Source organism: Aquimonas sp. (assembly GCF_044377145.1).
In the GTDB taxonomy this organism is placed as follows: Bacteria; Pseudomonadota; Gammaproteobacteria; order Xanthomonadales; family Xanthomonadaceae; genus Aquimonas.
Genome location: NZ_JBILJQ010000015.1, coordinates 18476 through 31516, shown reverse-complemented (window position 1 = coordinate 31516; position 13041 = coordinate 18476). Strand labels below are relative to the sequence as shown.

Genomic DNA, 13041 nt, shown 5'->3' with positions numbered 1-13041 from the left:
TCTCCCTCCGGTGCTGCGTTGCGCTGAGCTCAGGCCGCCGAAGCAGTGGCCAGCGCGCGAACCAGGCCACCGATGTCGACGATGAGAGCCACTCGGCCATCGCCGAGAATCGTGGCGCCCGACACCGCCGGGATACGCCGGTAGTTGGCTTCGAGATTCTTCACCACCACCTGCTGCTGGCCGAGCAGTTCGTCGACGACCAGGGCGAGCTTGCGGCCCGAACCCTCGACCACCACCACCAGGCTGTTGTCGTCGATGCGGGCATCGCCGAGCCGATAGAACTCCGCCAGGTTGACAAGCGGCAGATAGTCGCCGCGCACCTTCAACACCTTGCCGCTGCCGTGCACGCTGCGGATTTCGTTCAGATCCGGCTGCATCGCTTCGATCACATAGCCGAGCGGCAGCACGAAGGTCTCGCCGCCGACCGCCACCGTCATGCCGTCCAGAATTGCCAGAGTCAGCGGCAGCCGGATGGTGACCCGGGTGCCTTCGCCGGCGTGACTTTCGATATCGATCTCGCCGCCGAGTTCGGAAATGTTCGACTTCACGACATCCATGCCGACGCCGCGGCCGGACACATCGGTGATGGCGTCCGCGGTTGACAGGCCAGGGTGGAAGATCAGCCGCCAGACGTCGGAGTCGGGCATGCCCTCGTGGGCATTCAGGCCGCGCTCCATCGCTTTGCGCAGGATGCGTTCGCGATTGAGGCCGCGACCGTCGTCGGTGATCTCGATGACGATGTGGCCGCCCTGGTGCGAGGCGCTGAGCTCGACCGTGCCGACCGGATCCTTGCCGGCGGCCTCGCGTTCTTCCGGTGTCTCCAGGCCGTGGTCGACCGAGTTGCGGACCAGATGCACCAGCGGGTCGACGATACGTTCGATCACACCCTTGTCGAGTTCGGTACCTTCACCAGTGGTGCGCAGGTTGACCTTTTTGTTCAGCCGCGCTGCCAGATCGCGAACCATCCGCGGGAAGCGCGAGAACACGAATTCAACCGGCAGCATGCGCACGCTCATCACCGCTTCCTGCAGGTCGCGGGTATTGCGATCGAGCAGGGCGAGCCCATTCAGCAGCTTCTCGTGATCGCTGGGATCGAGTGCATGCGACTGCTGGCGCAGCATGGCCTGGGTGATGACCAGCTCGCCGACCAGATTGATCAGCGCATCGACCTTGGAAACGTTGACGCGGATCGAGCTGTCGACTGGATCGGCGGTGGTGCGCTCAGCTTTGGCGGCGCCGGGCTTGGCCAGATCTTTGCGCGCGCCGGGCTGCGGCATCGGGACGATGTCGGCGCTGGGTTGGGTGACGGGGGCGATGGCGGTTGCTGCGGTTGCAGCGGGGGCCGCGGGGGCTGCGGCTGTGGCGGGTGCTGCGATCTCTACCGGGGTGCTCGACGGTGCCGCCCCGACGCTGGTTTCGATTGCACTGATGCTCAGATCGCATTCGTCTTCGACCCAGGCAAAGGCGTCCTCGATCGCGGCCTTCTTGACGCTGGCGGGCAGCTCCAGGGTCCAGCGCAGATACGAGGTGCTCGCCTCCAGCGCGCCGAGTTCAGGCAGCTGGCTGGTGTCGCAGACCGACTTCATCTCGCCGAGCCGATCCAGCTCGCGCAGGATGCGCAGCGGGTCATTGCCGGTAATGAACAGGTTCGCATGTGGAGCAAAGCTGACCCGCCAGCCGGCGGCACGCGCCGCAGCGGCCACGGGCTTCGATGCAGGGGATGCAAGAATCTTGGGCGCCGCCGGCATCCCACCCGGGCCATCGGCCAGCATGGCCGACAGTCGCGCGTTCAACTCTGCGCTGGGGCTGGCGTCATCGGGGTCACCGGTTTCAGCCGCGACCAGCAGCTCGCGCAGGATATCGACCGACGCCAGCAGCGAATCACTGAGTTCGACGCTGATCGCGCGCTTACCACCGCGCACCTGGTCGAGCAGGGTTTCGAGCAGATGGGTGGTGTTGGTGATCGCCGAAAACCCGAAGGTCGCCGCGCCGCCCTTGATCGAATGGGCAGCGCGGAAGATCGTGTTGATTGTGTTGGGATCTTCGCCGGAAGTCTCCAGGCTCAGCAGGCCGGCTTCCATCGCATCAAGGCCTTCCCGACTCTCGGCGAAGAAGACCGCCTGGAACTGCTTCATGTCGATGGGCATGGCGGCCTTACCCCATCACTTTGCGGATGGTGGCGATCAGCTGATCGGGGTCGAACGGCTTGACGATCCAGCCGGTCGCACCCGCGGCCTTGCCTTCCTGCTTTTTGTCCATGCCGGCCTCGGTGGTCAGCATCAGCAGGGGGGTGAATTTGTAGTCGGGCAGCTGCCGCAGGTGGCGGATCAGGGTGATGCCGTCCATGTTCGGCATGTTGACGTCCGCCACCACGCAGGCGAATTTCTGCGTCTTCGCTTTGTCCAGCGCAATCACGCCGTCTTCGGCTTCATCCACCTCCCAGCCGGCAGATCGAAGCGCGAAAGCGACCATTTGCCGCATCGAGGCGGAATCGTCCACAGCCAATATGCGTGTCATCTCGCGTTACTCCGTATGCCTTTCAAAGTGAGGACCAGCCGAACACGGGGCTCAAGCCGGAGATCCGGGCGGCGGCCTTGAGTTCGTCTGAAGGGTTTTCGATTCGGGTTTCAAGCCCGGCAGCGCTGCGCTGCCGGAACAGAGCGGCGAGTACCTGCAGCGAGGCGGCATGCAGACGCCCGACCTGGCTGCCGCCCAAGGTCAGCGCGGGTGCGCTCTGCACCGATGTCTGCAGGCTCTCCTGCAGCGGGCCGGCGGACTCGATACCGAGATCGGCCGGAAGTTCGACTGTGTTCATGGGGTTGCAAGGTCCTCGATCAGATGCTGACGCGTTGCGTTGAGGGCGCCGTGTTGAGACTCAGGCAAGCTGCATGCCGCGATGGTGGTGACGGCTTAACGGCGCTTGGTTCTCGTGGGGAATCGGGATTCGGGATTCGGGATTCGAAGCGTGGCGGGGCCTCGATGAGTGGCGGCGTGGCTTCAAGACGGCGAAGGTCTGTGCGGCGGCGGAAGTGGGCTGCGCGGCGCGTGGCCTTGCAGCCCAGCCATCCCGCGAATCCCGAATCCCGAATCCCCGCTACTTCAAGAACGCCGTCGCATCCAGCAACACACTCATGCCGCCGGAGTGTCGCGCCATGCCGATCAGGGCTTCGCGGGGAAGGGTGGGGATGGAGCTGATCGGATTCTCGATCGCGCGCTCCGACAGCGAAATGACTTCGGCGACCGCGCTGACCAGCAGGCCGACAGTTTCTTCCTGGGTCTCCAGCACAATTACGCGAGAGGCTTCCGTTCGGGGCTCGAGCGCGAGTCCGAGGCAAAGGCCCAAGTCAATCACCGCGATCACCTGACCGCGCAGGTTCATCACCCCAATCACGTGCCGGGCAGCGCCGCGCACCGGCATGATGTCGGGCACGCGCTGCACCTCCTGCACCTTCAACAGTTCCACCGCATAGCTTTGGCCCTGCATCTGGAAGCGCAGCCAGCGGTTGATGCGCTCGGTGGGAACCTGGTTGGTCCGTTCACCCTCCTCGCGGCGCCGGGTCAGGCGGCGCTTGATCGCCTCGCTGCGGCGCACCAGCTGTGGCTTCAGCAGGCCGTGCTGCGGCGGTGTCTGCGCCGGGCCCGGTAGCGGCACCTGGCTCGGTACCGGTACGGGCGTGGGTGCGGGTACGGCAGCTGCGGCGGCGGGTACGGCGACGCGCGCGTCGCGCGCGGCTGCGGAGGCCGCCTCGAAGGCGGCTTCCAGTTCATCGAGTTCATTGGTGCTCGGCCCGCCCTGCAGCGGCGCACGCGCCGGCTCAGCGGCTGGGGCAGCGGCCTGATCGAAAACGCCGGCAGCGCGGGCTTCGGCCTGGGTCTGTTCGAACAGCGTCTCAAGTTCATCCAGCGGATCGCCCAGCGGCGCGGCGAATGCAGCAGGGGCCGCAGTGACGGCGGTTGTGGCTTGGTCGAACACACCGCCGGCGCGGGCTTCGGCCTGGGCCTGTTCGAACACCGCCTCCAGCTCGTCCAGTGGATCGCCCAGTGGCGCGGCGAATGCAGCGGGGGCCGCAGTGACGGCGGTTGTGGCTTGGTCGAACACACCGGCGGCGCGGGCTTCGGCTTGGGCCTGTTCGAACACCGCCTCCAGCTCGTCCAGTGGATCGCCGAGAGGCGCCGCAAACACGCTGGGCGCTGTGGGCGCAGCTTCGGCCGCGGGCGCGTCCACCGCGGTCGGTTGCGCGGGCGCGGCCGGCACGATGGCAGCAGCCGCGGCTGCGAGCGCGGCGGGGGACGCGGGGTTCGAGCCCTCGCCCAGCAGCGCATCGAAGTAATCGTCCAGCGCGGGAGTGCCGCTCATGTTGGCAAGCCTTTGGTATCGGTGGTGGCAGCGACATCGCGCAGATCGGCAGTCAGCAGCCAGTCGGAAAGCCGCATGTAGGCGCTGGCGCCGCGTGCGCCGGCGCCCAGTGATTGCGGAGTCAGCGCCTGGCGGCTGGCTTCGCGCAGGCGGGTGTCGATCGGGATCTCTTCGTCCCACACCGCTTCGCCATGGCGCGAGCGCAGCTCGGCCAGGCTCTCCTGCGCCGAACGGGTGCGTTTGTCGTACAGGGTTGGAACAATCCGTACCGGCACCGGCACGCCGCGCGAGCGCTGCACCATCGCGGCGGTGCGCAGCATCGCGTTCAGCCCGTGCAGGGCCAGCGGCTCGGTCTGGGTCGGAATGATCAGCGCATCGGCGGCGGCGAGTGCGGCCACCATCAGCACGCCGAGAGTGGGCGGGCAGTCGAGCAGGGCGTAGTCGTAGCGATGCTGGTTGGCGAAGGCGCGTACCAGTGCGCGGCCCAGGCCGGTGCGGTTGGCGCTCTGGCGCTCCAGGGTCGCCAGCGCCGGCTGCCCGGGCAGCAGATCCAGGCCGGGTTGGCCGCTGGGGTGGGTCAGGGTGACCAGCGGCGGTGGCGCCTCGGCGAACAGCTCGTAGACGCCGGCCGGCGTCGGCTCTTCGGGCACGTCCAGCCAGCGCGATAGCGAAGCGTGCGGATCGAGATCGACCAGCAGTGTGCGGAAGCCGCGTTCGGCCAGGCAGGCGCCGATCGCGAGCGCCGAAGTGGTCTTGCCGACGCCGCCTTTCTGGTTGGCGATGCACCAGGTGCGCATGGATCAGGCTCCTGCCTCGGATGTCGGGGGTTCAAGCGAATCGCCATCGCCGTTACGGGCCAGAATCACCAGCACCACCCGCCGATTGCTGTTGCGGCCGGCTTCGCTGCTGTTGTCGGCGATCGGCTGGTGCTCGCCGTAGCCGACCACGGTCAAGCGTCCGGGCGCCACGCCGCTGTTGGTCAACACCCGCACGATGCTGGCCGAGCGCGCCGCCGACAGCTCCCAGTTGCTCGGGAACACCGCGGTGGTGATCGGCACGATGTCGGTATGGCCTTCAACGCGAATCAGGTTGGGCGACTCGCGCAGCACTTCGGCGACGCGGGTGACTGCGGCCAACGCGCCCGGCAGCGGCGCGGCCGAGCCCGAGGCGAACAGCGTGTCGGACTTGATCTCGACTTCCAGCCAGTCGCCGCGGCGATACACCTGCACCACGTCGTCGAGGATCAGAGTATCGAGTGCACGCTCGATGTCGGTGGCGATCGCCGACAGCGCGTCGCGCGAGCGGGATTGCTCGAGGCTGTTCTCGCGCGACTGCTGGTCGAGCCAGCGCTGGCGCTCGGCGTCGGGCAGGGCCTGCGCCAACCGTTCGGTCAACAGGCCGCGCGGCAGCTGGCTGCCGATGATCGAGGTGGCCGTGCCGCTGCCGGCGCCGCCGGGGAGGACATCGCCGATCTGCACCGGCAGCGCTTTCTGGCCACTGCCGAAGGCGACCGCCAGCGAATCCGATACCACCCGGTACTTGCCCTCGTTGACCGAGGAGATCGAGTACATCACCACGAAGAAGGCCAGCAGCAGGGTCACCAGGTCGCCATAGGGAATCGCCCAGGCTTCGTGGTTGGCGTGTTCTTCGTGGCTGTGCTTGTGGCGCGACATGGTGGGCGTCGGGTGCTCGGCTTGAGTGCGTGGCGCCCAGACCGTGGGCGCTCAGCGCCACTGCCTTGCAAGCCGTGCGCCGGAGCCTGCCGTCACGTCACGTAGCCCTGCAGGCGCGCCTCGATATTGCGCGGGTTCTCGCCCTCGGCGATCGCGATCAGGCCTTCGATGATCAGCTCCTGGCTGCGCGAGCGCGCGCGGATCACCGCTTTCAGCTTGTTGGCCAGCGGCAGAAAGAACAGGTTGGCCGAGGCGATGCCGTAGATGGTTGCGGTGAACGCCGCCGCGATGCCGGTGCCGAGCTTGGAGGGGTCGGCGAGGTTCTGCATCACCGCCATCAGGCCCAGCACGGCGCCGATGATGCCCAAGGTCGGCGCGTAGATGCCCATGCCTTCGAATACCTTGGCGGCGGCGATATCGGCCTGCTCCTGGCTGTGCATGTCGATCTCCAGCACCTTGCGCAGGGTGTCGGGCTCGTTGCCGTCGACCAGCATCTGCAGGCCCTTGCGCAGGAACGGATCGTTCAGCCGTTCGATGTCGGACTCCAGCCCCAGCAGGCCGTCCTTGCGGGCGCGGGCGCTCCAGCCGACGATCCGATTGAGCAGCTCGCGGCCGGGAATCTTCGGCGGCTGGAACAGCCAGCGGAAGATCACCAGGGCGCGCTTGAAGGTGGGCATCGGCGTCTGCACCAGAATCGCCGCGACGGTGCCGAGCATGACGATGATGAAAGCCGCCGCCGACCACAGCGAAGACAGGCCCGCGCCCTTGGCAAGGCTGCCGCCGATGATGGCGACCAGGCCGAGTACGACGCCAACAACGCTGAGAATATCCATGGCTTGAACTATCGACCGATGCGCTGCGCGCTGGGGGGGCGGAGTGCAGCTGGTTCTGCAAGGACAGCGCCAGAAGCCTGACGCCCGCAAATCAGCAGCGACGGCGCTAGACGGCACTGTTCAAGCCGCCGATGTCGAGGATCAGCGCCAGATTTCCGTCGCCGGTAATGGTGGCCGCGGCCAGGCCGGTCAGGCCGCGCAGCGAGGCCGGCAGTGGCTTCACCACGACCTCTTCGCGGCCGCGCACCTGGTCGACAACGATGCCGAGCTTGCGAGTCGGGGTCTGCACCACCACCACGCCTGCATCTTCGGTGACCACCGGCTTGCCCAGCCAGCGGCGCAGGAAGATCAGCGGGAAGGTCTGCTGGCGCAAGTCCAGCACTTCGCGGCCATCGATGAAGCGGACCAGGTTCTCGCGGTACTTGAACACTTCCAGCACGTTCGACAGCGGCAGCGCATAGGGCCGGTCGGCGACGCTGACCATCAGGGTCGGCAGGATCGCCAGGGTCAGCGGCACGCGGATCACGAAGCGGGTGCCTTCGCCGCGCACCGACTCGATCAGCACCTGACCGTTCAACTCGGACAGCTTTGACTTCACCACGTCCATGCCGACGCCGCGGCCGGAGACTTCGGTGGCCTGGTCCTTGGTCGAAAAGCCGGGCAGGAAGATCAGCTGGAGAGCTTCGATCGGCGACAGCCGTGCGGCGGTGTCGGCGTCGATCAGGCCCTTCTCGCGCGCCTTGGTGCGCAGCATGTCGGGATCGATGCCGCCGCCGTCATCGCTGACGATGATCACGATGTGGTCGCCTTCCTGCTGCGCCGACAGCTTGAGCGTGCCGGCGCGCGGCTTGCCGATCGTCTCGCGCTTGTCGGGCGCCTCGATGCCGTGGTCGATGGCGTTGCGGACCAGATGCACCAGCGGATCGGACAGCGCCTCGACCAGGTTCTTGTCGAGCTCGGTGTCTTCGCCGATCAGCTGCACGTTGACTTCTTTCTTCAGCGTGCGGGCGACATCGCGCGCCACTTTCGGAAAGCGCGAGAACGCGCGACCGACCGGCTGCATGCGCACCCGCATCACCTCGGCCTGCAGGCGTGCGGTGACCACATCGAGGTTGCTGACCGCGCGCTCCAGATCTTCATCGCGAGTGTGCCGGCGCAGTGCCTTCATGCGGTTGCGCGCCAGCACCAGTTCGCCGACCAGATTCATCAGGCCATCCAGCCGCTTGGTGTCGACGCGCACGCTGGATTCGGCCGGCGGTGCTGCTTTCGTCGGCGCCGCGGCAGCAGGCTCGGGTGCGGGCTCGCGCGCGGCGGCCGGCATATGCACGGGGCTCGGCGGCAGCGGCGAAGGCTTGCCGGCCGGGACCTGATTCGCGCCCTGGAACATGTCCAGCAGCGCTTCGAATTCGTCTTCGGTGATCGCATCGCCGGCCGTGGCCGGTTCGTCGGCGAGTGCCGAGGCCGCGGCGACCGGCTTCGGCGCTGCCGGCGCGCGCTTCGGTGCCACTGCCGGCTTGGCTGCTGCGGCCGCCGCGGCATCGGGCAGCGCAGCAATGCGGATCGCGTTCAACAGCGTTTCCGGTGCACGCTGCGCCGGTTGGCCATTGCGCAGTGAGGCCAGTTGGCCAGTCAGTTGATCGAGCGCGCCCTGGGCGAGGTCGAACAGATCGCCGTCGACGCTCAGCCGGCCCTTGCGCAACAGGTCGAACATTTCCTCGACGCCGTGGCAGAGCTCGACCAGCTCGCCGAAATTGAGAAAACTGGCGCCACCCTTGATGGTGTGGAAGCCGCGGAAGATCGCATTCAGCAGTTCGCCGTCCTGCGGCTTGATCTCCAGCTGCACCAGCTCGTCGCCGAGGCGTTCGGCGATTTCGCTGGCTTCGACCAGGAAATCGGCCGCGATGTCGTCATTGCCGCTCATGGGCGCGCCTACAGGCCGAGGTCGGAGAGCAGATCATCGGCCGCGTCCTGCGACACGCCGTGCTTGTCGATGCCCGGCAGGGCGGGGCCCTGGGCCTCGATGCCGGTGTTCTTCTGGTGGTCAGGCAGGCCCAGCGCGACGCTGAGCTTGCCGATCGCCGCCTCGACCTGATGGACGATGCCGACCACCCGCTTGATGGTCTGGCCAGTCAGGTCTTGATACTCCTGCGCCAGCGCGATGCTGGACAGGTTGCTGCGTACGCCCATCAACTCGTTCTCGATCTCGGAGTCCAGCCCGCGCGAGCGGATCAGGTCGATCCGGTTGCGGCAGTCTTCGACCAGATCGAGCGTGCGGTGGGTGGCTTGTTCGGTGGTCTGCACGACGAAGTCCAGCCGCGCGCGGGCATCGGGCAGGTCTTCGCCGGCCAGCGCACCCAGGCGCGCATCGATGGGCAGATTGGCCAGCGCGCCGGTGAGCTCGCGGGCGAGCCGGTCGATGGCGGCGTAGATCGGTCGCGAGCGCCACTGCGTCAGCGATTCGATGCAGCTGCGATACAGCGAGTCATCGTCCTGCTCAAGCGCACCCAGTGCCGAATGCATCAAGTGCAGCAGGTGCTCGCGTTCGGCGGCACTGGCGTTCATGCAGCCGAGCCCATCCGCTCGAAGATCTTCTGCAGCTTCTCCTGCAGGGTCTGGGCGGTGAAGGGCTTGATGATGTAACCGTTCACGCCCGATTGCGCGGCCTCGATGATCTGCTCGCGCTTGGCCTCGGCGGTGACCATCAGCACCGGCAGATGGGCCAGCTTGGGGTCGGTGCGGATCGCTTTCAGCAGCTCGATGCCGGTCATGCCGGGCATGTTCCAGTCGGTCACCACCAGGTCGCACGGAGCCGAGCGCAGGTGCGCCAATGCGCTGTTGCCGTCCTCGGCTTCCGCGGTGATGGTGAAACCCAGATCGTTGAGCAGGTTCTTGACGATTCTCCGCATGGTGGAGAAGTCGTCGACGATCAGGATCTTCAGGTTCTTGTCCATGGAAGGCAGCTCGAAGGTGTGCGGTGGGAAGGGTGTCGGAGTCGCTAGCCGGCATCGACCGGATCGCGGATCCACTCGGCCAGGCGGGCGCGCAGGCGCACCAGTGCCTGGCCGTGCAATTGGCAGACCCGCGATTCGGTGACGCCCAGCACGGCGCCGATCTCACGCAGGTTGAGCTCTTGTTCGTAGTACAGGCTCATCATCAGCTGCTCGCGCTGCGGCAGCCCGGCAATGGCCTTGACCAGCTCGGCGGCGAAGGCATCGCGTTCGAAGCCGGCGGCCGGCGAAGCGGCATTGACGCTGGTTGGCAGGCGCAGCTCGCCGGAGTCGTCGGCATTGGCGTCGATGCTGAGCACCTGTCCACGCACTGCATCTTCGAGCAGGCGGTTGAGCTCCAGCACGGGAATCTGCAGCGCTTCGGCGACCTCGACATCGCGCGCGGCGCGGCCAGTTTTCTGTTCGATATTGCGGGTGGCCGCGGACAGTTCACGCACCTTGCGATGCACCGAGCGAGGCACCCAGTCGCCGCGGCGGATCTCGTCGAGCATGGCGCCGCGGATGCGGATCGAGGCATAGGTCTCGAACGCCGCGCCCAGGCCGGAATCGTAGCTGCGGGTGGCCTCGATCAGGCCGATCATTCCCGCCTGGATCAGGTCGCCGACATCCACGCTGGAGGGCAGCCGCGCCGCCAGATGGTGGGCGATGCGCGCCACCAGCGGGCCGTGCTGGACCACCGCCTCGTTGGGATCCTGCCGGCGAACCGACCGGTATTCGGCTTCGGCCTGGCTCATCTGCCGGGCCCTCGCATGTTCACGCCCTCGGCGAGTGCCGCGCACGTCCGCCCGCAGGCGCCAGCCGAAAGGCGACAGGCCATCGGTGGGCGCACGCGTTCATGCGCGCGAGCGAGGCTCATACATGCGCCTCGGGCGGAGCAACCAGGCGCTCGACGAAGAACTCGACCGGGCCGCGCGGCCCGGTCGGCGCCGTCCATTGATCGATACGGCGGGCGATGCCGCGCAGCGCATGCGCCGAGGGGCAGGCCGGAAAGGCCTCGACCACCGCCTGCTGGCGCTGGATCGAGCGGCGCAGCCATTCGTCGTGCGGGATGATGCCGAGCAGGCTGATGGTGACGTCGAGAAAGCGGTCGGTGACGCGCGACAGCTTGTCGAACAGCTCGCGGCCTTCGGCCGGGCTGCGCACCATGTTGGCGATGATCTGCACCCGGTTGACCCCACGCTCGCGCGACAGCACCTTGATCAGCGCATAGGCGTCGGTGATCGAGGCGGGCTCGTTGCAGACCACCAGCACCACGTCCTGCGCGGCCTGGGCGAAGGTCAGTACGCTGTCGCTGATGCCGGCGGCGGTATCGACCACCATCACGTCGAGATCGCGGTCAAGTTCGCTGAACGCGCGGATCAGGCCGACCTGCTCGGGTGCGGACAGTTCGGCCATCGAGCGTTTGCCCGAGGAGGCCGGCACCACCGCCAGATTGTGCGGGCCTTCGAGGATGGTGTCCTCCAGCGAGCAGCGGCCTTCGATCACGTCGGCCAGGGTGAAGCGTGGCGACAGCCCGAGCAGGACGTCGACATTGGCGAGGCCAAGATCAGCGTCGAGCAGCAGCACGTGACGGCCGGCATCGGCCAGAGCGACCGCCAGGTTGACCGAGACGCTGGTCTTGCCGACTCCGCCCTTGCCGCCGCTGACCGCGATCACGCGCACCGGCTTCAGCCGCGGCTTGCGCAGGCCCTGGGCCTGGTCGTCGGGGCTCGTACCGGCGCGGCCTTCAGCCTGCGACATGCGCGATCTCCTCGACGGCGTGCGCCGAGGCGCGGCGCTGTTCGGTCACCCGCAGCGCCAGCCGGTGGGCCTCGGCGCGGTGCAGATCTTCGGGCACGCGCTGGCCGTCGGTCAGGTAGCTGATCGGCAGGCGGTGGCGCACGGTGACCGACAGGGCCGAGCCGAGCCGGCCGGTTTCATCGACCTTGCTCAGCACCACGCCGCGCGGGCGGGCGATCGAGAAGCGGCGGACGACCTCATCGAGATCATCGGCATGGGTGTTGGCCGGCAGCACCAGCTGGGTGTTGACGTGCTTGAGTTTGGCCAGTGCGCCGAGCTGGGCGCCGAGCGCGATATCGCGGTGCGACAGACCCGCGGTGTCGACCAGCACCAGCCGGTACTCGCCGAGGCGGTCGAGGGTGTCGCCGAGTTCGGACGGGTCGCTGACTTCGATCACCGGCATGCCGAGCAAACGGCCGTAGGTGAACAATTGCTCGCGGGCGCCGATACGGAACCCGTCGGTGGTGACCAGGGCGACATCGCGGGCGCTGTGGTGGGCGGCGTAGCGCGCGGCGAGCTTGGCCAGGGTGGTGGTCTTGCCGACGCCGGTCGGCCCGACCAGGGCGATCACGCCGCCGGCTGAGATCGGATCCTCGGCGCAGACCTGCAGCGATTTCGCCAGCAGGCCGAGCAGCATGCCGCGCGAGCGTGCCGGGTCGGCGTCGGCCGGAATGCGTTCAACGATGCTGCGCGCGAAGGCCTCGTCGCAGCCGTAGCCGGCGAGTTCCTCAAAGGCCGCGGCGCGCGCCGGTGACAGCCGCATGCGCTGGTCGGAGAAGCGATCCAGCTCGTGCTTCAGCGACTGCCGCATCAGCGCCATCTCGCGCTTCATCTCGGCGATCTGCGGGTCTTCCACGCACAGCTGCTGCACTTCGTCGGGGATTTTCGACAGCCGCCGCGAGGTGATGCGCTCGACCGTGTCCAGCGCCGTCAGCGGGCGCTGCGGGGTTTCGAACGGCGCCGTTGCCGCTGCGGCGGGTGCGGCTGCCAGCGCGGCGGCGGCCTGACGCGCGGCCAGGCGCGGGTTCATCGCCTCGGCGCGGGCGGCCGCAGCCACTTGGGCAACGCGCGGCGGCAAGAGCGTGTCGACCGGTGCCGGTGCCATCTGGCTGATATGGGCAGGTGCGGCAACACGTGGTTCCGGCGCCGCCGGCAGTGCACTGGCGGCGGCCTGTTGGGCAGCGGCCTCGGCCGAGCGGCGCGCGGCCGTCAGCGACTGCTGCACCAGGGATTCGTCGTAGTCGGTTGCGGAGACCACTTCGACTCCGCCTTCAACCCGGCGGTTGGACAGGATGACCGCGTTCGGGCCCTGCTCCTCACGCACCAGGCGCAGCGCGGTGCGCATGTCCTGGGCAAAGAACCGTTTGATCTTCATGCCTGCTTCCGCCTGT

The 13041-nt window shown here is 67.6% G+C and carries 13 protein-coding genes; all 13 read right to left on the bottom strand.

From position 1 onward, the window contains the following. Positions 1–29: 29 nt before the first annotated feature. Positions 30–2147, bottom strand: coding sequence for a chemotaxis protein CheA (locus ACIQ7H_RS06900; RefSeq protein WP_395789756.1), 2118 nt, complete (start codon positions 2145–2147; stop codon positions 30–32). 7 nt (positions 2148–2154) lie between these two features. Then, the gene (locus tag ACIQ7H_RS06895; protein WP_395789754.1) at positions 2155–2517 is read right to left on the bottom strand and encodes a response regulator; all 363 of its coding nucleotides are present in this window, start codon (positions 2515–2517) and stop codon (positions 2155–2157) included. 22 nt (positions 2518–2539) lie between these two features. Further along, positions 2540–2815 (bottom strand): STAS domain-containing protein, encoded by a 276-nt coding sequence (locus tag ACIQ7H_RS06890; protein WP_395789752.1) that lies wholly within the window; start codon positions 2813–2815, stop codon positions 2540–2542. A gap of 279 nt (positions 2816–3094) precedes the next feature. Next, positions 3095–4357 carry a chemotaxis protein CheW gene (locus ACIQ7H_RS06885; RefSeq protein WP_395789750.1) on the bottom strand — a complete coding sequence of 421 codons (1263 nt, stop codon included), beginning with the start codon at positions 4355–4357 and terminating at the stop codon, positions 3095–3097. Beyond that, entirely contained in the window at positions 4354–5154 is an 801-nt protein-coding gene (locus ACIQ7H_RS06880) for a ParA family protein (protein ID WP_395789748.1), read from the bottom strand. Before ACIQ7H_RS06880 ends, ACIQ7H_RS06885 begins: the two co-directional genes overlap by 4 nt. Before the next feature lie 3 nt (positions 5155–5157). Next, a complete protein-coding gene (gene motD / locus ACIQ7H_RS06875) occupies positions 5158–6030 on the bottom strand; it encodes a flagellar motor protein MotD (RefSeq protein ID WP_395789746.1) in 873 nt (290 codons plus the stop codon). A 92-nt stretch (positions 6031–6122) separates the two neighbouring features. Beyond that, on the bottom strand, positions 6123–6863 hold the full coding sequence (locus ACIQ7H_RS06870; protein WP_395789744.1) for a flagellar motor protein: 741 nt from the start codon (positions 6861–6863) through the stop codon (positions 6123–6125). A 106-nt stretch (positions 6864–6969) separates the two neighbouring features. Continuing rightward, on the bottom strand, positions 6970–8784 hold the full coding sequence (locus tag ACIQ7H_RS06865) for a chemotaxis protein CheA (protein WP_395789742.1): 1815 nt from the start codon (positions 8782–8784) through the stop codon (positions 6970–6972). 8 nt (positions 8785–8792) lie between these two features. Next, the gene (locus ACIQ7H_RS06860; protein ID WP_395789740.1) at positions 8793–9425 is read right to left on the bottom strand and encodes a protein phosphatase CheZ; all 633 of its coding nucleotides are present in this window, start codon (positions 9423–9425) and stop codon (positions 8793–8795) included. Next, positions 9422–9814: a chemotaxis response regulator CheY gene (gene cheY / locus ACIQ7H_RS06855; protein ID WP_395789738.1), complete on the bottom strand. Its 393-nt coding sequence runs from the start codon at positions 9812–9814 to the stop codon at positions 9422–9424. The genes ACIQ7H_RS06860 and cheY overlap by 4 nt, the downstream gene beginning before the upstream one ends. Positions 9815–9858: 44 nt before the next feature. After that, the gene (locus ACIQ7H_RS06850) at positions 9859–10605 is read right to left on the bottom strand and encodes an RNA polymerase sigma factor FliA (RefSeq protein WP_395789736.1); all 747 of its coding nucleotides are present in this window, start codon (positions 10603–10605) and stop codon (positions 9859–9861) included. Positions 10606–10723: 118 nt separating this feature from the next. After that, on the bottom strand, positions 10724–11611 hold the full coding sequence (locus tag ACIQ7H_RS06845; RefSeq protein WP_395789734.1) for a MinD/ParA family protein: 888 nt from the start codon (positions 11609–11611) through the stop codon (positions 10724–10726). Beyond that, a complete protein-coding gene (gene flhF / locus ACIQ7H_RS06840; RefSeq protein WP_395789732.1) occupies positions 11598–13025 on the bottom strand; it encodes a flagellar biosynthesis protein FlhF in 1428 nt (475 codons plus the stop codon). Before flhF ends, ACIQ7H_RS06845 begins: the two co-directional genes overlap by 14 nt. Positions 13026–13041 lie beyond the last annotated feature (16 nt).

Bases quoted from the DNA above. Each gene is read 5' to 3' on its own strand.
- ACIQ7H_RS06895 (WP_395789754.1), bottom strand. From the start codon at position 2,517: ATGACACGCATATTGGCTGTGGACGATTCCGCCTCGATGCGGCAAATG.
- ACIQ7H_RS06865 (WP_395789742.1), bottom strand. From the start codon at position 8,784: ATGAGCGGCAATGACGACATCGCGGCCGATTTCCTGGTCGAAGCCAGC.
- ACIQ7H_RS06890 (WP_395789752.1), bottom strand. From the start codon at position 2,815: ATGAACACAGTCGAACTTCCGGCCGATCTCGGTATCGAGTCCGCCGGC.
- cheY (WP_395789738.1), bottom strand. From the start codon at position 9,814: ATGGACAAGAACCTGAAGATCCTGATCGTCGACGACTTCTCCACCATG.
- ACIQ7H_RS06900 (WP_395789756.1), bottom strand. From the start codon at position 2,147: ATGCCCATCGACATGAAGCAGTTCCAGGCGGTCTTCTTCGCCGAGAGT.
- ACIQ7H_RS06885 (WP_395789750.1), bottom strand. From the start codon at position 4,357: ATGAGCGGCACTCCCGCGCTGGACGATTACTTCGATGCGCTGCTGGGC.
- ACIQ7H_RS06845 (WP_395789734.1), bottom strand. From the start codon at position 11,611: ATGTCGCAGGCTGAAGGCCGCGCCGGTACGAGCCCCGACGACCAGGCC.
- ACIQ7H_RS06880 (WP_395789748.1), bottom strand. From the start codon at position 5,154: ATGCGCACCTGGTGCATCGCCAACCAGAAAGGCGGCGTCGGCAAGACC.
- ACIQ7H_RS06860 (WP_395789740.1), bottom strand. From the start codon at position 9,425: ATGAACGCCAGTGCCGCCGAACGCGAGCACCTGCTGCACTTGATGCAT.
- flhF (WP_395789732.1), bottom strand. From the start codon at position 13,025: ATGAAGATCAAACGGTTCTTTGCCCAGGACATGCGCACCGCGCTGCGC.
- motD (WP_395789746.1), bottom strand. From the start codon at position 6,030: ATGTCGCGCCACAAGCACAGCCACGAAGAACACGCCAACCACGAAGCC.
- ACIQ7H_RS06870 (WP_395789744.1), bottom strand. From the start codon at position 6,863: ATGGATATTCTCAGCGTTGTTGGCGTCGTACTCGGCCTGGTCGCCATC.
- ACIQ7H_RS06850 (WP_395789736.1), bottom strand. From the start codon at position 10,605: ATGAGCCAGGCCGAAGCCGAATACCGGTCGGTTCGCCGGCAGGATCCC.